The sequence below is a fragment of the Pseudomonadaceae bacterium SI-3 genome (genome assembly GCA_004010935.1).
In the GTDB taxonomy this organism is placed as follows: domain Bacteria; phylum Pseudomonadota; class Gammaproteobacteria; order Pseudomonadales; family Pseudomonadaceae; genus Stutzerimonas.
This window is the reverse complement of the sequence record CP026511.1, coordinates 4,063,432-4,080,807: the sequence shown is the minus strand read 5'-3', so window position 1 is coordinate 4,080,807 and position 17,376 is coordinate 4,063,432. Positions and strand designations below refer to the sequence as shown.

Below are 17,376 nucleotides of genomic sequence, written 5' to 3'. Positions count from 1 at the left end.
GTGGCTGGTTGACACGAGCGCTCTGCGGAGCGGGTCTTTTCGCAGCGTTCGGACATGCTCCGGCGGTTTTTGCGGCAGATTATCAAGGCGAAAAAATCGAAGATTTTGTGCGCGAAATGACCCAGGACTATGGGTTCGCCAGTGAGCAGGTGATCGAAGTGCTGGCGCAGGCAGAGCGCAAACAGGTGATTCTCGATGCTATCTCCCGGCCGGCAGAACGCGTCAAGGCGTGGAAAGAATATCGGCCGATCTTCATGACCGATTCACGGGTCGCGCAGGGCGTGGATTTCTGGCGCGAGAACGAGGCAGCGCTGGCGCGAGCCGAACAGGAATCTGGTGTGCCGGCACAGGTCATCGTCGCCATCATCGGCGTCGAAACCTTTTATGGCCGCAACACCGGTAACTATCGCGTCATAGATGCCTTGTCGACCCTGGGCTTCGACTATCCACCGCGCCAGCCATTCTTCCGTCAGCAGCTAAAGGAATTCCTTTTGCTGGCCCGTGAAGAGCAAGTCGACCCACTGACACTGACCGGTTCTTACGCTGGTGCCATGGGGCTGCCGCAATTCATGCCGAGTAGCTTCCGCGCCTATGCCGTGGATTTCGATGCGGACGGACGTATCGACATTTGGAAGAACCCTGTCGACGCCATCGGCAGCGCCGCCAATTATTTCAAACAACACGGTTGGACCGCTGGTGCACCGGTGGTGGCGCGGGCCACAGTAAGTGGCGAGCGGTATAGCGAAGGTCTGACCGAGGGGCTTGAACCGGTCCTGAAGGCCGCTGAATTGCGCGAGCTAGGTTGGCAATGGCCGGCCGAAACGGAGATGGCCAACGACGTTGCGGTAACCGCCTTTCGTCTGGACGGGGCTGACGGCGACGAGTACTGGGTCGGCTTGCCGAACTTCTATGTCATTACCCGTTATAACCGCAGCGTGATGTACGCGATGGCAGTCCATCAGCTTTCCGAGCAGTTGCTCCAGGCGCGGGGTGCGCAATGACCTCTCGTTTGCTGGCGGTAGCGACTGTCGCTGTGCTGGTTGTCGGATGCTCGTCGGCGCCGACACCGTCGCCGGCCCCCACCAAAAGTGCAGGTATCAGTGGTCCAGGTGACTACTCGCGGCCGCACAAGGACGGCGCGCCTTGGTGGGATGTCGACGTGTCCCGTATCCCTGACGCAACACCCACGCCGCACAACGGCCCGTTCAAGGCCAATCCCTATACCGTGCTGGGCAAAACCTATTACCCCATCGGTGACGGGCGCAACTATCGGGCGACCGGAACGGCATCCTGGTACGGCACCAAGTTTCATGGTCAGCCGACCGCCAACGGCGAAAAATACGATCTGTACGGCATGAGCGCGGCGCACAAAACGCTGCCGCTGCCCAGCTATGTTCGGGTAACCAACCTCGACAACGGCAAGACAGTGGTGCTGCGGGTCAATGACCGCGGTCCGTTCTACTCGAATCGGATCATCGACCTGTCGTTCGCGGCGGCGAAGAAACTGGGTTATGCAGAAAACGGGACCGCACGGGTCAAGGTCGAAGGTATCGACCCCGAGCGATGGTGGGCCGAGCGAGGCAGGCCGGCGCCTATGGTCCTGGCCCAGCCGCAAAAGGTCGCCAAACCCTCGGCTGCTGCGCTGGCGCAACCTGTCGAACAATACACGCCGCCACCCACACAGCATGCTGGCGCCACCGTGCCGATGGAGGTTGAAACCGGCGACAAGCGCGCTGCAAGCGGGACCGGTGTCTATCTCCAGGTCGGTGCGTTTGCCAACCCTGATGCCGCTCAGTTGCTGCGCGACAAGCTCAGTAGTTTGACCGAAGCGCCGGTATTCGTGAGTTCGGTTGTGCACCAAGAGCAGATTCTGCACCGGGTGCGCCTAGGGCCAATCGAATCCCCCGATGAAGCCACACAGCTCGAACAGAGCGTCCGTCTCGCCAATTTGGGAAACCCGCGCCGAGTACGCGGCGATTGAAGGCTCTTCATCGCTGATGGATACGCGACGCTGACCTGTAACCGTTTTTGCCACACCACCTTTTTGAGAGCGCAATGACTATCACCACCTTCGTGCACCGGCTGTTCCTTCTCACCGTGCTGGCCGTAGCGCCCACCGCCTGGGCCGAGCCGATCATTCCTTCACCGCCACAGCTGGCGGCCAAGTCCTACGTTTTGATGGATGCCGCCAGCGGCAAGGTGCTGGTCGAGAATGCCGGTGATGAACGCCTGCCGCCCGCCAGTCTGACAAAACTGATGACGGCTTATATCGCCACACTGGAAATCAAGAAGGGGCAGATTTCCGAAAGCGACATGGTGACTATTAGCGAAAAAGCCTGGCGCACCGGTGGCTCGCGGATGTTCATCCAGGTCAATACGCAGGTTTCGGTAGACGATCTGCTGCACGGCATCATTATTCAGTCTGGCAATGACGCCAGCGTGGCCATGGCAGAACATATTGCCGGCAGCGAAGAGGCCTTTGCCGACCTCATGAACAGCACTGCTCAGCGACTGGGCATGACCAATACGCATTTCATGAATGCCACAGGGCTGCCTCATCCAGAACACTATTCTTCCGCCGCCGACATGGCCAAGCTGGCCCGCGCGATCATTCATGAGGATCCCGCACACTACGGCATTTATGCGCAGAAGGAATTCTTCTGGAACAACATCAAACAGCCCAACCGCAACCTTCTACTGTGGCGCGACAAGACTGTCGACGGTTTGAAGACTGGTCATACCGAAGAGGCTGGCTACTGCCTGGTCGCCTCTGCAGTTCGGGATGACATGCGGCTGATCACCGCTGTCTTCGGCACTAACAGCGAGCAGGCACGTGCCGCCGAGACGCAGAAACTGCTGACCTATGGATTCCGCTTCTTCGAGACCCGGACCTTCTATCAGAAGGGTGTTGAGCTGGCGACGTCCCGTGTCTGGAAAGGCCAGCAGGACCAGGTCAGTGCTGGGCTGGCGAACGATCTGACCATGACGCTGCCACGTGGGCAGATGGATAAACTCCAGGCCGGCCTTACCTTTAATCCCGAACTCACCGCGCCAATCCAGCAGGGTGATGTGATCGGCAAGGTGGAGGTAAGTCTCGATGGCGAAGTCTTGCAAAGCACTGACCTGATTGCCTTGCAGGCGGTAGAGGAAGGTGGGTTGTTCAGCCGTTTGTGGGATAGCATTCAGCTGTTCTTCTTCAACCTCTTCAACTGAACCTCTGGAGCGTGCCCCTGCTATCCGCCGGGCGCGCTTGCGGATCATGAGTCTGTTGCCATGACCGAAAGTAAAAGCGAAACACAAGCACCCAAAATCGAGTTCCCCTGCGAGCGCTATCCGATCAAGGTGATCGGCGATGCGGGCGAAGGCTTCAGCGAGACGGTCGTAGAAGTGATCCGTCGGCATGCGCCGAATTTTGATGAAACTACGTTGGTAAGCCGCGACAGTCGTAACGGACGTTTTCTATCCGTGCAGGTACTGATTACGGCGACGAGCGTCGAGCAGTTGCAAGCGATCCATGTCGATCTGCGCGCCACCGGGTGCGTGCACATGGTGCTGTAATGGGCCGGCATCCCACCAATGCACGTATGGTTGTAAGTCCTCCAGGCGCAGGTGCTTAGTCATGAGTATCTCGCTGCTGGAGGTGCGTGAGCTCGGTCTGGTGGACTATCCCGTCGCCTGGCAAGCCATGCAGCGCTTTACCAACGAACGGCAGCCGGACACTGTTGACGAGATCTGGCTGCTGCAGCATCCGCGGGTGTTCACCCAAGGGCAGGCCGGCAAGGCCGAGCACCTGCTGTTGCCCGGCGATATCCCCGTGATACAGGCTGATCGGGGTGGGCAGGTGACCTATCATGGCCCCGGGCAACTGGTGTGCTACCTGATGCTGGACGTCCGTCGGTTAGGTTTTGGTGTGCGCGAACTGGTCAGCCGCATCGAACAGAGCCTGATCGATTTGCTTGCCAGCTACGATGTGCAAGCCTTGGCCAAACCGGACGCGCCTGGCGTGTACGTCGAGGGTGCGAAGATCGCGTCCCTTGGCCTGCGCATTCGTAACGGACGCTCGTTCCATGGCCTGGCGCTCAATGTGGACATGGACCTGGAACCCTTCGGGCGGATCAATCCTTGCGGCTACGCCGGCATGGCCATGACCCAATTAGCCGATCTGGTTGAGGGGCCGATAGCCTTTGCCGAGGTTGGTGCCCGCCTGCGTGAACAGCTGGTCAAGCACCTCGGCTACGCGCAGCAGCAGACCCTCACAGGCGCAGCAATAAGCTAGCTAAGGCAGGCTTATCCAATAGGTCAGCGGGGCATGACGGATATAAAACGCCTACCCAGTCGAGATAGAGGGGTAGGCGGTGTTCGGCACGATCAGTTCAGATTCAGGGTCGGTATTAGGCTGCTGTCGAACGGCTGCCCCGGTACCGGCACCGGAGCGGCCAGGCCCAGGTTGTTCTTCTCGAAGACCCGGTCGGCTCGGTAGCTGGAGCGCACCAGCGGGCCGGCGGCGACTTCCATAAAGCCCTTTTCCAGCCCGATATCGCGGAAACGGTTGAATTCTTCGGGACTGACCCAACGCTTGACCGACAGGTGGTTGCGGGTCGGCTGCAGATACTGGCCGAGGGTGAGGATGTCGACGCCGATGGCGCGCAGGTCATCCATAGTCTGCAGCACTTCCTCGTCGCTTTCGCCCAAGCCCAGCATCAGGCTGGTTTTGGTCAGCATCTCCGGGCGATGGCGCTTGGCATGCTCCAGCACGCGCAGGGTTTTCTCGTAGCCGGCGCGAGGGTCGCGCACTTCATGGGTCAGGCGCTTGACCGTCTCGACGTTCTGCGCGAAGACTTCCAGGCCAGAGTCCGCCACGCGTTCGATGGCTTGCAGGTCGCCGTCGAAGTCCGGAGTCAGGGCCTCCACGACCACCTGCGGGGTGCGCTCCTTGATGGCGCGCACACAGGCGGCGTAGTGCGCGGCACCGCCGTCGTCAAGATCGTCACGGTCCACCGAGGTCAGTACGATATAGCGCAGCGCCATGAGCTCCACCGACTTGGCGGTGTTCTGTGGCTCCTCCTGATCCAGCCAGCCGTTGGGGTTGCCGGTATCCACCGCGCAGAAGCGGCACGCGCGGGTGCAGACCGAGCCCATCAGCATGATGGTGGCGGTGCCGTTGGACCAGCATTCGCCCATGTTCGGGCAGTGCGACTCCTGGCATACGGTACTCAGGCGGTGCTCGCCTACGTTGCGCTTGACCGCTTCGAAGCGGCTGCCGCTGGGCGCCTTGACCCGCAGCCACTTGGGTTTGGGTTCGAACACCTGGGGTTCGCTTGAGGCGCGGCGTTTCTGCCCGTCCTTGATCGCGGTGATGCCCTGAGTGGTGCGGAATTTATCGCCGCTGGCAACGGTTTTGGGCTGGGAGATATCGGACATCGGCAATCTGGGCTCCGCTAGAGGCTCCGTGGGACGAGGCGGCTTGTGGCCGCCGCGCAGTTTATCACAGGCGCTGACCGGTCAGTCTGCGTGACGAGGCATGCACGGATCGACATCGCCGCAGCGGGGAGCCGAACAGGCGATCTGGTCGTGCACGAGTGTTTTATCCGCGTTTACCTGCGCTACCGCGCTTTGCTTGCCAATAAATGCGAGTCACCCGGCTGCGGAGCAGAGCGGCTTGGGGCAGTGCATGGCCGATGAGTTCGGCCATGCTGGCTAAGGCTCCGCGCGCAGCCGTCCCAGCAATTCCTGCGTCGGATGCCCGTCGGCGGGCCAGCCGAGCTGTTGCTGGAAGCCACGGATAGCGCTGCGGGTGTTGGCACCGATGATGCCGTCTGCAGTGCCTGGATCGAAGCCTCGGTTTGAAAGGCGTTCCTGCAGTTCGAGCCGCTCTGAGCGGCTCAATGGCTGCTCCCCTTGTGGCCAGCTTGCACGGACCCTGCCGGCGCCATCGAAGCGCTCCGACAGCAGGCCGATCGCCAGCGCATAGGACGATGAATTGTTGTATCGCAGTATCGCGCGGAAATTATCCAGGACCAGAAATGCTGGGCCGCGGTACCCGGCGGGAAGCAACAGCGTCGCGCTTGCGTCATCCATGGCGGTACCCGACGGCAGTCCGGTCAGTCCCAGTTGACGCCATTCGGATACTGGCTTGCGGATAGCATTGTCGGCCTGGGCGTAGTCGAATCCTTCCGGCAAGGTGACTTCGAAGCCCCACGGTTGCCCGGCTTTCCAGCCAGAGGCTTGCAGATAATGTGCGGCTGATGCCAGGGCGTCGGCGGTACTGCTCCAGATATCCCGGCGGCCATCGCCGTCGAAATCCACCGCGTGGGTGTTATAGGTAGTCGGGATGAACTGGGTCTGTCCCATGGCGCCGGCCCAGGATCCCCTCAGCTGATCTGCGCTTACATCGCCGTGCTGGAGGATTTCCAAGGCTGCCAACAGCTGGCTTTTGGCAAATCCAGGGCGTCGACCCTCATGTGCCAGTGTGGCGAGCGAACGGATCACGCCCTTGTCGCCCATGATCTGCCCGTAGCTGCTTTCAAGACCCCAGATCGCGACCAGCGTATTACGATCAACAGCGTAACGCGCTTCTATATCGTTCAGCGTCGCTTGGTGCTGCTCGAGCAGACGTCTGCCGCGATCGACACGCTGTTTTGACAGGGCGCCATCCAGGTACTGCCAGACCGGGCGGGTGAATTCCGGCTGGCTGCGATCAGCGATGATGATGCTTGGATCAGGCGTGACGCCTGCAAAGGCACGGTCGAATACCTGCGCCGAAATACCCGCGTTAAGGGCTTGGCTACGAAACCTGTTGCGCCATTCTGCGAAGCTCAGCTGTTCAGGCTCGGCTTCGGATGACAAGGCAGTGAGTTCGACGGTGCTAGGGGGTGTTGGGCTAGCGTAGGTCAGCGCGCTCGGTGCGACCGGTTCGGCGGCGCAGGCGACCATGATGCTCAGGGCTGATCCGGCAATCAGGGTACGCAGCAGCAGGACGGGAACGAAGGTGTAAAGCATGCACCACTCTCGGCAGGTCATCGGCACGTGACATTATCACGCTTTGAGTGACTTGGCTTTTCAAGCCGCCAGAAGGACCGAAGCCTCCCAGTTGGTGGACTGGGAGGCTTCACGGCGGTAGCTGCCTTTGCCTTTTTTAGGCTGTTCCTGGCGGCTGCGGAACAGGGGTTGGGCCACCAGGCTCTTGGCCTTGTTTGGCCGCTTTCGTTGCTTGCTCATCGATTACCCTCTCGGTTGCTATGGATCAGCCGGGGGAATCATAGGGACTGTATAAAAAATGTCCAGACCTGAACGGTAGGCAACATCTGGCGCTTAGCGCAAATCAGAGAGCCTGACCGCACCTGAGGGACGACACCCACACTGTTTCGCTTCGTGCTACAGCCTGATCTGCCGTCCGCTCAGCTGAAGGCAGAGATCGGTCAAGCCGACCCATGGGTCACCTTCAGCCTGCCCTTTGATTTGCTCATCGATGCGCTGCGCATCCATCAGGAGCCGCTGCCAACCCGCTGCATCGTGGCGCTGCAAGGCTTTGCTGACCAGCGGCTTGCGCTTGTCCCATACCGGCGGGCGGGCCTGGCTGAATGCCCGGTCAAGCGGTACGCCTTGACTGTACTGCTGGGCGATGTTGGCCAGCTGGCGGACTTCTCGCGCGACGGCCCAGAGAATGACCGGCGCTTCGACCCCCTCGCCACGCAGTCCTGCAAGCATCTGCAGGATGTGTTCGGGCTGCCCCAGCAGCGCGGCATCAATCAGCCCGAAGACGTCGTAGCGTGCGCTATCGGCAACCGCAGCCTGGACGGTTTCGGTGGTTACCTGGCCCGCTTCAGCGAGCAATTTGAGTTTTTCGATTTCCTGCGCGGCGGCCAGCAGGTTGCCTTCGACACGAGCCGCGATCAGCTCCACGGCTTCCTGGTCTGCAGCAAGACCGGCTTGCGCCAGGCGCTGGCGAATCCACTGCGGCAGCTGTTGCGCGTCCACCGGCCAGATCTGCAGGAACTGCGCCTGTTTGCCGTCGATCAGCGCCTTGGCCCATTTGGTCTTCTGAGTATTGCCGTCTAGCTTGGGCAGGCTGATCAGCAGTACGGTGTCTTCTGCGGGACGCGCAAGGTAGTCGATCAGCGCCGCGGCGCCTTTGTCGCCGGGCTTGCCGTTGGGAATGCGCAGCTCCAGGAGGCGTTTTTCCGCAAACAGGGAGAGGCTGGCACCGGCTTCGATGAGTAGGCCCCAGTCGAAACCGGTCTCGACGTTTAGAACCTGACGTTCGCTGAAGTCCTGTTGACGGCAAGCCGCACGTATCGCGTCGCAGGCTTCCTGGCAGAGCAAGTGTTCGTCGCCACTGACCACATAAACCGGCGCAAGAGAGCCTTGTAAGTGCTTGGCGAGCTGGGCGGGAGGTAGCTTCATCGGAAGGGCCGGGAGCCTGCGCTGGCGGGCTCCCCGGTCGTCATTGGAGGGGCAGTTCGATGGGCGACTGCAATGGTCGCGCAGACTGTTCGCGCATCTGGGCCTCGATCGCCTCGGCTTCAGCACGCTTCTTCGCTTCCGCTGTCTGCTGAAGTTGGTCGAGCTGCGCAGGCGTGATGTTGCGTAGGCGCATGCTCAGTTGCTGCAGAAGCTCGCGGCGCATTTCCCGGCGCAGCTGGCTGGCTTCCTGATCCGAACTGATCAGGTTGCTGCTGTCATGAACATAGACCTTGGATACTTCGACTTGGTCTTCCAGCAGCACCGAGTTCTGCGGGCCGCGGATCTCATAGTCGAGGGTCTGGGTCAGTTCGTATTCGGCAGTGCGCGCAGCAGTAGTGTAACTGGCGGTGCGCTGGCGGGTCTGCTCGCGCACCAGGTCCAGGGTATAGCGAGCGCCCGGATAAACCCTGACGCCGCTGTCCTTGAGCAGTTCTTCAAGTTGCTGCACGGTTTCGCCATAGCTGTTGCGCGCTTGCAGATTAATTTCATCGAGCGCGAAACTGGTATCGCCTGTCCCGCGAAGCTGAAAGCCGCAGGCGCTCAACAGCAGGGCCAGGCCGACCACCACCAGATTGCGTTTGATCATGTTGTATCCCCTTGCCAGCCTTGGCGCACGCGCCAAGGCGAATCAGTTAGCGACGATGTTGACCAGCTTGCCCGGTACCACAATGACCTTGCGAATCGTCAGGCCCTCGGTGAAACGCACTACGTTCTCGTTCGCGCGGGCAGTGGCTTCGACTTCTTCACGTGTGGCGCTGGCGGGCACTTCGATTTGTCCGCGTAGCTTGCCGTTGACTTGCACCACCAGCGTCAGGCTGTCCTGAACCAGAGCAGACTCGTCGACGGCCGGCCACTGTGCATCAATGATCGAGCCGTTGTTGCCCAGCTGTTGCCAGAGTTCGTGGCTGATGTGGGGTGTGATAGGGGCCAGCAGCAGTGCGACGGTTTCCAGGCCTTCCTGCAGCAGCGCACGGTCCTGCTCGGTTGCAGCCGCCGCTTTCTCCAGCACGTTCATCAACGTCATCACCTGGGCGATCGCGGTGTTGAATTTGTGATGCTGCCCAACATCCTGGCTGGCCTGCTTGATCGCAAGGTGGATCGCGCGGCGTACAGCCTTCTGCTCATCGCTGAGGGCGGAAATATCCAGTTTCGCAACGGCACCTGCGCTGACATGGGCATGTGCCAGTCGCCAGACGCGGCGAAGGAAACGGCTCGCACCCTCGACGCCGGAATCGGACCATTCCAGGCTCATGTCTGGCGGTGAGGCAAACATCATGAACAGGCGGCAGGTATCGGCGCCATAGGTGTCGATCATGGCTTGCGGGTCGACACCGTTGTTTTTCGATTTGGACATCTTCTCGGTGCCGCCGATCTCCACCGGCAGGCCATCGCTGGCGAGCTTCGCACCAATGACCTTAGCCTTGGCATCACGCTCGACAATGACGTCGGCCGGGTTGAACCAGTCCTTGCCACCGTTTTCCAGGGTGCGGTAGTAGGTGTCGGCAATCACCATGCCCTGGGTCAGCAGATTCTTGAACGGCTCGTTGGAACTGACCAGGCCTTCGTCGCGCATCAGCTTGTGGAAGAAGCGTGCGTAGAGCAGGTGCAGAATCGCGTGCTCGATGCCGCCGATGTACTGATCCACCGGCAGCCAGTGGTTAGCTGCGGCTGGGTCGACCATGCCCTGATCATAGTGAGGTGAGGCGTAGCGGGCGAAGTACCAGGACGACTCGACAAAGGTGTCCATGGTGTCGGTTTCACGCTTGGCTGCGGCGCCGCATTTGGGGCAGCTGCAGTCATAGAATTCCGGCATACGGGCCAGCGGCGAGCCGGCGCCGTCAGGGACGACGTCTTCGGGCAGTACGACCGGCAACTGGTCTTCCGGCACCGGGACATCACCGCAGGTTTCGCAATGGATGATCGGGATCGGGCAGCCCCAGTAACGTTGGCGGCTGATCCCCCAATCGCGCAGACGGAACTGAGTGCGGGCTTCGCCAAGGCCTTTGCGCTGCAGCGCGGCTTCCATGGCATCAAAAGCGCCGTCGAAGTCCAGCCCGTCGAAATCGCCGGAGTTGATCAGCTCCCCGTGTTCGCCATAGGCATCGTTCCAGGGCGCGGGCGTTTCGTCGCCGGCACTGGTGCGCACCACCGGCTTGATCGGAAGGTCGTACTTGGTGGCGAAGGCGAAGTCGCGCTCGTCGTGGGCCGGCACGGCCATCACGGCACCTTCGCCGTAATTCATCAATACATAGTTGGCGACCCAGACCGGCAGCAGTTCGCCTGTCAGTGGGTGCTGCACACGCAGGGATGTGGCGAGGCCTTTCTTTTCCTGAGTGGCGATATCGGCTTCGGCCACGCCGCCACGCTTGCACTCGTCAATGAATGCCTGCAGTTGGGCGTTGTTCTGGGCGGCGAGTGTGGCCAGCGGATGTTCGGCCGCCACGGCGACATAGGTCGCGCCCATCAGCGTATCGGGGCGGGTGGTGAAGACCTTCATCACGCCTTCGCTGCCAATGCTGGCGACGTCGTAAGGGAAGCTGATCTCCATGCCGCGCGACTTGCCGATCCAGTTGCGCTGCATGGTCTTGACCTGTTCCGGCCAGCCGTCCAGCTCGTCCAGGCTTTCCAGCAGCTCATCCGCATAGGCGGTGATTTTGAAGTAGTACATGGGGATTTCGCGCTTCTCGATCAGCGCGCCGGAACGCCAGCCGCGGCCATCGATGACCTGCTCGTTGGCCAGCACGGTCTGGTCGACCGGGTCCCAGTTGACAGTGCCGTTCTTGCGGTAGATCACGCCTTTTTCATACAGGCGGGTAAACAGCCATTGTTCCCAACGGTAGTAATCGGGTTTGCAGGTGGTGACTTCGCGCGTCCAGTCGACTGCCAGGCCCAGGCTCTTCAGCTGGGTGCGCATGTAGTCGATGTTTTCGTAGGTCCACTTGGCCGGCGCGACCTTGTTTTTCATGGCCGCGTTTTCTGCTGGCATACCGAACGCGTCCCAGCCCATGGGCTGCAGCACGTTCTTGCCCTGCATACGCTGGAAGCGTGCAATCACGTCGCCGATGGTGTAATTGCGCACGTGCCCCATGTGCAGCTTGCCGCTGGGGTAGGGGAACATCGACAGGCAATAGAAGGTGTCCTTGCCTGGCTGTTCGCTCACTTCAAAGGATTTCTGCGCGTCCCAGTGGGACTGCGCGGCGGCTTCGATCTCGCGGGGCTGATACTGTTCGTGCATGGCTACTGGCGTTGGAAAAGAGGCTGGCTGCTCGCATCGCAACTCGGGCTGCCGCACCGCCGGCTCTAAGCCTGACGCAAACGGCGGCGCAACGGGGTTGATACGAACGCATGGAAGCGCCGTAGCATACATGACCCTTTGCAACCGAGGGAAACCCGATTTGCCAGCATTGTTCGGCCCCGTTTGTCGAGTGCGAGATGGATGTTCGAGTCTGAACTACGCTTGTACAGGGGGCGGGATGAGCATGAGGTGAATCATGGGTAGAGAGCGCCAGGCGAATGAGGGAAACCTGTACGGACGCGTGCTGCAACGGCTGACACTGGCTCTGGAAGAAGCCGAACGAACGACGGGTGATGACACTGGGACTACTACCGAATTAGAGGTTGGTGGGTTGACCCCTGCCGAGTTCGACCTGATCCGAGCCTATCTGCAACAGGATGCGCAATGGCTGTCCGGTTGGCACGCGGCTGCCGAGGAGCAGGCGCAGCTGGACCGCCAGGCGACCCGGCCCGCGTTGCGCAATGTGCTGCGGCATCACTCCGGCAAACGCTGCAAGCAGAGTCCACCCGCGCTTCAGCAGGCCATGACCTGCGCGCTCTGCGGCGCCAGCGTGCATTGGCCAGAGGGGGCCGGTCCGGTGGCCTGTTCGGCGTGTGGTTCGCAGTTGCTGCGTGCCAGGCAACGGTTGCATACCTACCCAAAGCATTGAAGGCGTCCGTGCTGCCGACAAACGGGCGCCCCGGGAGGTAAAGTTGCGGCGACCGATCAACCGGAGCTGCACATGCCGATACGCTATTTCTTCAAACAATTGCTGCTACCGCCCGGCGGGCTGTTGTTGCTGTTGCTCGCGGCCTGGTGGCTGCGGCGGCGCTCGCCACGGCTGGCAGCGTTCTGTTTCGTGCTGGGATTCGGCGGGCTGTGGCTGATGAGCCTGCCGGTGACGGTCGAGTGGGCAGCGCGGGCAATTGAAAGCGAAGTGGCGCTGGATCGCTCGGAGTGGAGCAGCCTCGGCCGGCGTGCCCAGGCGATTGTCGTGTTGGGCGCAGGTCGTGAACAGGCCGATCCTGGCTGGGGTTCCGATCAGCCCAGCCATATTGCGCTCGAGCGGCTGCGTTACGCCTCGCGATTGGCAAAGGCATCGGGTCTGCCGATCCTGGCGAGTGGTGGGCTGCACTATGGCGAGCCGCCGAGTGAAGCGCTACTGGCTGCCGAGGCGCTGGAGCGCGATTTCAATACACCGACGCAATGGCTCGAAGAGCGCAGTCGGACCACCTGGGAGAACGCGCGCTACAGTGCGGAAATACTCAAGGCGGCGGGCATCGAACGTATCGTGCTGGTAACTTCGGCATCGCACATGCCACGGTCCCGCTGGTGTTTCGAGGAGGTGGGACTGGAGGTGATCGCCGCCCCGGTAGGATTCGTGGGTGTCCCCAACGGGCGACCCTTTGGTGGCTGGCTGCCCGAGGCGAAGGCCGTCTGGCAGACCGGCATGCTGCTCAACGAAGCGGTTGGCATGCTGGTCTATCCGCTGCTTTATGACGGCGACTCTGAATAGTGCTGCGGTGGCTGTCGGTGCCCGCGCTTTAAATCAACCCTGCCGACGGCGCACCAGGCCCCAGCCGAGCAACAACACACAGACGACAATCAGCGGCCAGGAGCGCCATTGCAGATAGGGCGTCAATCCCTGCATGGGCGTGACTTCACCGTATAGCACCGCTTCCTTGAACGCCGGGATTTGCTCGACGATGCGACCGTGCGGGTCGATTAGCGCCGTGACGCCATTGTTGGTGGCGCGAATCATCCAGCGACCGGCTTCAAGGGCTCGCATCTGCGCCATCTGCAGATGTTGCAGCGGGCCTATCGAGTGGCCGAACCAGGCGTCGTTGCTAACGGTGAGCAAGATGTCGCTCTGCGCTGCGAGGCTGGCGGCAAACTCCGGATAGACGACTTCGTAGCAAATGAACGGCGCAATCTGAAACCCCTTCGCCTGCAACAGCAGCTGCTCAGGCGTGCCACGCGCGAAGTCCGACATCGGCAGGTCGAAAAAGGCGATCAGCCCGCGCAAGACGTCTTGCAGCGGCACGTATTCACCGAACGGCACCAGCTTCTGCTTCAGGTAGGTACCTTGCGCGTCGCCCGCCGTGGTCAGGCCGTTGTAGTAGCGCAGCTCGCCGTCGGCATTGGGCTGGCGTACCGGAACGCCGGTGATCAAGGCTGACTGCCGGTCCTGGGCAAAGCGGCTCATCATCGTCAGGTAGCCTTCAGCGTGCTCCTTGAGTATCGGCACCGCGGTCTCGGGCCAGACGATGAGATCGGCAGGTTGGCTGCGGAAGGTCATGTCGCGATAGAGCAGGAGCTGCATCTCGAGCTTTTTCGGGTCCCATTTGATGCTTTGCGCGACGTTGCCCTGCACCGCGGCGACGGTGATTGGTTCGGCTTTTGCGGTTGTCCAGGTGTGGTTGCCTAAGCCCAGTGCGCCGCCCCAGAGGGCCACTACGAGCAGCGATGCTCCGGCCAGCGATGCCTTGTGACGCAGAAGCTGGGGTAGCTCGACCAGCAGTGATGCGGTCAATGCGAGCGCAAAGGTCAGCAACCAGACGCCACCGAGCGGCGCAAGCCCCGCTAACGGCCCTTCCAGTTGGCTATAACCGGCATACAGCCAGGGGAAACCGGTCAGGACCCAGCCGCGTAGTGCGTCCAAGGCGAGCCAGAGCGCGGCGAACAGCAGAGCGTTGAGCAGGGGCGCCGTCGGTTGTCGCAGCCAACGGGCCCAGGCCCAGCCAAGCAACAGGAAGAACAGCGCCAGCCCGGCGACGAAGCCCAGGGTCAGCGCACCGGCCAGGACAGGCGGGGCCGAGCCAAAGTCGTGAATGCTGACGTAAACCCAGCTGACGCCCGAGGCGAACAGGCCGAAGCCGTAGCACCAGCCGCGACCGGCCGCCTGTTTCGGCGTCAGCTCGCGCAGGCCCAGATAAATCAGACCCATCGACACCAAGGCCAGCGGCCAGATATCGAAAGGGGCAAGCGACAGCGTTGTCAGGGCGCCGGCGGCGAGCGCCAACAGGTTGCCCAGCCAGCCGGGGCGGGTAATCCAGCGCATGGATGTTCCTTGGGTAACCGCCGCGAGCATGGAGGGTGCGCGGCGGGTGAATGCTAAAAGGATCTATCTAAGCCAGTGCAACAGCGCCCCGCAGAACGCTAGCGGCTTTCAGCTTCGGTACGGGTCAGGCGCAGCATATGCACGCGGCGACTGTCGGCGTTCAGCACGCGGAAGCGGAAGCCATTTATCTCAGTCACCTCGTTACGCTTGGGCAGATGGCCGAAGGTGCTCATCACCAGGCCAGCAACAGTATCGAATTCTTCATCCGGAAATTCGCTCTGGAAGAACTCGTTGAAGCTGTCGATCGGTGTCAGCGCCTTGACCAGGAAGTCGCCGCTGGGCAGTGGCCGGATGTAGCTGTCTTCTTCGATGTCGTGCTCGTCCTCGATATCACCAACAATCTGTTCGAGTACGTCTTCGATGGTCACCAGTCCGGCGACACCGCCGTATTCGTCGATGACGATCGCCATATGACTGTGATTGGCGCGGAACTCGCGCAGCAGCACGTTGAGGCGTTTGGATTCGGGCACGAAGGTGGCGGGGCGCAGCAGGTCCTTGATGTCGAAATTCTGCTGATCGTTTTGCAGGATCAGCGGTAGCAAGTCCTTGGCCAGCAGCACGCCGATAACTTCGTCGAGGCTGTCGCCCACTACCGGATAGCGCGAGTGCGCTGCAGAAATGATCGCGGGGAGAAACTCCTTCGGCGACTGGTCGGCCCTGATGCTCATTACCTGCGAGCGCGGCACCATGATGTCGCGCACCTGCAGGTCGGCGACCTGGATGGCGCCTTCGACAATCGCCAGGGCTTCGTTGTCGAGTAGTTTGTTCTGGTGAGCGCCGCGCAATACTTCCAGCAGCTCCTCACGATTTTTCGGCTCATGGGCAAAAGCCTGGCTGATTTTCCCAAACCAGGACTTCTGCCCGTTGCTCGATCGGTCTTCGCTCATGTCTTTGACTCAATGGTCCTTGCAGTTGCCCGTAGCGGGCTATTCGTCGGCGTAAGGATCGGTGTGACCCAGCTCCGCCAACAGTTGACGCTCGATGCTCTCCATTTCCTCGGCTTCGTCGTCATCGATATGATCGTAGCCGAGCAGGTGCAGACAGCCATGGATGACCAGATGCGCCCAGTGCGCCTGCAGTGTCTTGCCTTGTTCTACCGCCTCCTGCTCAAGCACCGGTACGCAGATCACCAGATCGCCCAGCAGCGGAATGTCCAGCAATCCGTCTGGCACTTCGGCCGGAAAGGACAGCACGTTGGTGGCGTAATCCTTCTGTCGCCATGTCCGGTTCAGCTCGCGGCCTTCGGGTTCGTCCACCAGGCGGATGGTCAGCTCGGAGTCGGCCGTGCGCTGGCGCAGCCCCAGCTCGCACCAGCGGCGCAGGTCCGCTTCGGACGGGATGGCTCCCTGGCTTTCGCATTGCAGGTCGAGCTCAATCACGTCCATGTTCCTGAAGCGTGCGATTGCCGTTCTGCGTCTGATCGCCCTCGAATGCCTCGTAGGCTTCGACAATTCGCTGTACTAGCGGATGGCGTACCACGTCCTTGGGTTTGAAATGCGTGAAGCTGATGCCGTTGACGTCCTTCAGGACTTCGATCACGTGGGCCAGACCGCTCTTGGTGCCACGTGGCAGGTCGACCTGCGTGATATCGCCGGTGATCACCGCTGTCGAGCCGAAGCCGATGCGGGTCAGAAACATCTTCATCTGCTCGAGGGTGGTGTTCTGGCTCTCATCGAGGATGATGAAGCTGTTGTTCAGCGTGCGCCCACGCATGTAGGCCAGCGGTGCGATCTCGATGACCTGCTTCTCGATCAGTTTAGCGACCTGCTCGAAACCGAGCATTTCGTAGAGCGCGTCATACAAGGGGCGCAAGTAAGGGTCGATCTTCTGGGCCAGATCGCCGGGCAGGAAACCGAGCTTTTCACCGGCCTCGACTGCCGGACGAACCAGCAGGATGCGGCGAATCTGCTCGCGCTCCAGTGCATCGACGGCGCAGGCGACTGCCAGATAAGTCTTGCCCGTGCCGGCCGGGCCGATACCGAAGTTGATGTCGTTGTCGAGGATCGACTGCACGTAGCGCTGCTGATTGACGCCGCGTGGACGGATGTTGCCTTTGCGGGTGCGCAACGAAATGTTCGGCGTCGTGGACGAGTTGTTCAACTCTTCCATTGCCGACTCCTGCAGAAACAAATGAACCGTGTCTGGCGAGAGCTCAATGCTCTTGGTCTCGCGATACAGGCGTCGCAGGAGATGCTCTGCCGCTTGGGCCACATCACTCGGGCCGACCAACTCGAATTGGTTGCCACGGTTGCGGATTTCCAGATCCAGGCGCTGTTCGATGAGGCGCAGATGCTCGTCGAACTGACCGCAGAGATTGGCAAAGCGATTGGCTTCAAAGGGTTCGAGGGTAAAACGATGAGGTTCTGTGGGGGCGTTCAAGGGCTTTTAGTTGACCTGCTTTGCAAAAAGATGGGAGGAGAATAGCGCCGCGTGAAGAAAAAAGCAGCGGCATGCCGGTCGTGGCGAGCCGTTGTGTTACTGCGGCTGCAGCTCATTCGGCTATCGGCCGCAGTAACGC

General features: G+C 61.1%; 17 protein-coding genes. 7 read left to right on the top strand and 10 right to left on the bottom strand.

The features are described from left to right. Nucleotides 1–8: 8 nt before the first annotated feature. From mltB to C1896_19105, 5 genes are all read left to right on the top strand, one after another. A complete protein-coding gene (mltB, locus tag C1896_19125; protein ID AZZ47741.1) occupies nt 9–1,001 on the top strand; it encodes a lytic murein transglycosylase B in 993 nt (330 codons plus the stop codon). Next, complete coding sequence (locus C1896_19120; GenBank protein AZZ46841.1) at nt 998–1,981, top strand: septal ring lytic transglycosylase RlpA family lipoprotein; 984 nt, start codon at nt 998–1,000, stop codon at nt 1,979–1,981. The genes mltB and C1896_19120 overlap by 4 nt, the downstream gene beginning before the upstream one ends. A 74-nt stretch (nt 1,982–2,055) precedes the next feature. Then, on the top strand, nt 2,056–3,213 hold the full coding sequence (locus C1896_19115; protein AZZ46840.1) for a D-alanyl-D-alanine carboxypeptidase: 1,158 nt from the start codon (nt 2,056–2,058) through the stop codon (nt 3,211–3,213). A gap of 60 nt (nt 3,214–3,273) precedes the next feature. Further along, a complete protein-coding gene (locus C1896_19110; GenBank protein ID AZZ46839.1) occupies nt 3,274–3,558 on the top strand; it encodes a hypothetical protein in 285 nt (94 codons plus the stop codon). A gap of 61 nt (nt 3,559–3,619) precedes the next feature. After that, nucleotides 3,620–4,276, top strand: coding sequence for an octanoyltransferase (locus C1896_19105; GenBank protein ID AZZ46838.1), 657 nt, complete (start codon nt 3,620–3,622; stop codon nt 4,274–4,276). Between the two features lie 92 nt (nt 4,277–4,368). On the opposite strand, the gene lipA is transcribed toward C1896_19105, so the two are convergent. From lipA to C1896_19075, 6 genes are all read right to left on the bottom strand, one after another. Further along, the gene (lipA, locus tag C1896_19100; protein AZZ46837.1) at nt 4,369–5,421 is read right to left on the bottom strand and encodes a lipoyl synthase; all 1,053 of its coding nucleotides are present in this window, start codon (nt 5,419–5,421) and stop codon (nt 4,369–4,371) included. 276 nt (nt 5,422–5,697) lie between these two features. Next, on the bottom strand, nt 5,698–6,999 hold the full coding sequence (locus C1896_19095; GenBank protein ID AZZ46836.1) for a lytic murein transglycosylase: 1,302 nt from the start codon (nt 6,997–6,999) through the stop codon (nt 5,698–5,700). 60 nt (nt 7,000–7,059) lie between these two features. Further along, nucleotides 7,060–7,218 (bottom strand): ribosome alternative rescue factor ArfA, encoded by a 159-nt coding sequence (locus C1896_19090; GenBank protein ID AZZ46835.1) that lies wholly within the window; start codon nt 7,216–7,218, stop codon nt 7,060–7,062. Between the two features lie 156 nt (nt 7,219–7,374). Continuing rightward, entirely contained in the window at nt 7,375–8,403 is a 1,029-nt protein-coding gene (locus tag C1896_19085) for a DNA polymerase III subunit delta (GenBank protein ID AZZ46834.1), read from the bottom strand. A 40-nt stretch (nt 8,404–8,443) separates the two neighbouring features. Further along, the gene (locus C1896_19080; GenBank protein AZZ46833.1) at nt 8,444–9,049 is read right to left on the bottom strand and encodes a hypothetical protein; all 606 of its coding nucleotides are present in this window, start codon (nt 9,047–9,049) and stop codon (nt 8,444–8,446) included. A gap of 42 nt (nt 9,050–9,091) precedes the next feature. Then, on the bottom strand, nt 9,092–11,698 hold the full coding sequence (locus C1896_19075) for a leucine--tRNA ligase (protein ID AZZ46832.1): 2,607 nt from the start codon (nt 11,696–11,698) through the stop codon (nt 9,092–9,094). A 301-nt stretch (nt 11,699–11,999) separates the two neighbouring features. On the opposite strand from C1896_19075, the gene C1896_19070 reads away from it, so the two are divergent. Together C1896_19070 and C1896_19065 are read left to right on the top strand one after the other, a co-directional pair. Next, nucleotides 12,000–12,407: a hypothetical protein gene (locus C1896_19070; protein ID AZZ47740.1), complete on the top strand. Its 408-nt coding sequence runs from the start codon at nt 12,000–12,002 to the stop codon at nt 12,405–12,407. Between the two features lie 72 nt (nt 12,408–12,479). Beyond that, nucleotides 12,480–13,253, top strand: coding sequence for a hypothetical protein (locus C1896_19065; protein AZZ46831.1), 774 nt, complete (start codon nt 12,480–12,482; stop codon nt 13,251–13,253). 33 nt (nt 13,254–13,286) lie between these two features. Here the strand turns inward: C1896_19065 and C1896_19060 are convergent, their stop codons facing one another. The 4 genes from C1896_19060 to C1896_19045 all read right to left on the bottom strand — a co-directional run bounded on the left by C1896_19060 (nt 13,287) and on the right by C1896_19045 (nt 17,237). After that, on the bottom strand, nt 13,287–14,798 hold the full coding sequence (locus C1896_19060) for an apolipoprotein N-acyltransferase (protein ID AZZ46830.1): 1,512 nt from the start codon (nt 14,796–14,798) through the stop codon (nt 13,287–13,289). Nucleotides 14,799–14,896: 98 nt separating this feature from the next. Next, the gene (locus tag C1896_19055) at nt 14,897–15,745 is read right to left on the bottom strand and encodes an HlyC/CorC family transporter (protein ID AZZ46829.1); all 849 of its coding nucleotides are present in this window, start codon (nt 15,743–15,745) and stop codon (nt 14,897–14,899) included. A gap of 39 nt (nt 15,746–15,784) precedes the next feature. Beyond that, nucleotides 15,785–16,237: an rRNA maturation RNase YbeY gene (locus C1896_19050; protein AZZ47739.1), complete on the bottom strand. Its 453-nt coding sequence runs from the start codon at nt 16,235–16,237 to the stop codon at nt 15,785–15,787. Then, a complete protein-coding gene (locus C1896_19045; GenBank protein AZZ46828.1) occupies nt 16,230–17,237 on the bottom strand; it encodes a PhoH family protein in 1,008 nt (335 codons plus the stop codon). The genes C1896_19050 and C1896_19045 overlap by 8 nt, the downstream gene beginning before the upstream one ends. Nucleotides 17,238–17,376: the final 139 nt, after the last annotated feature.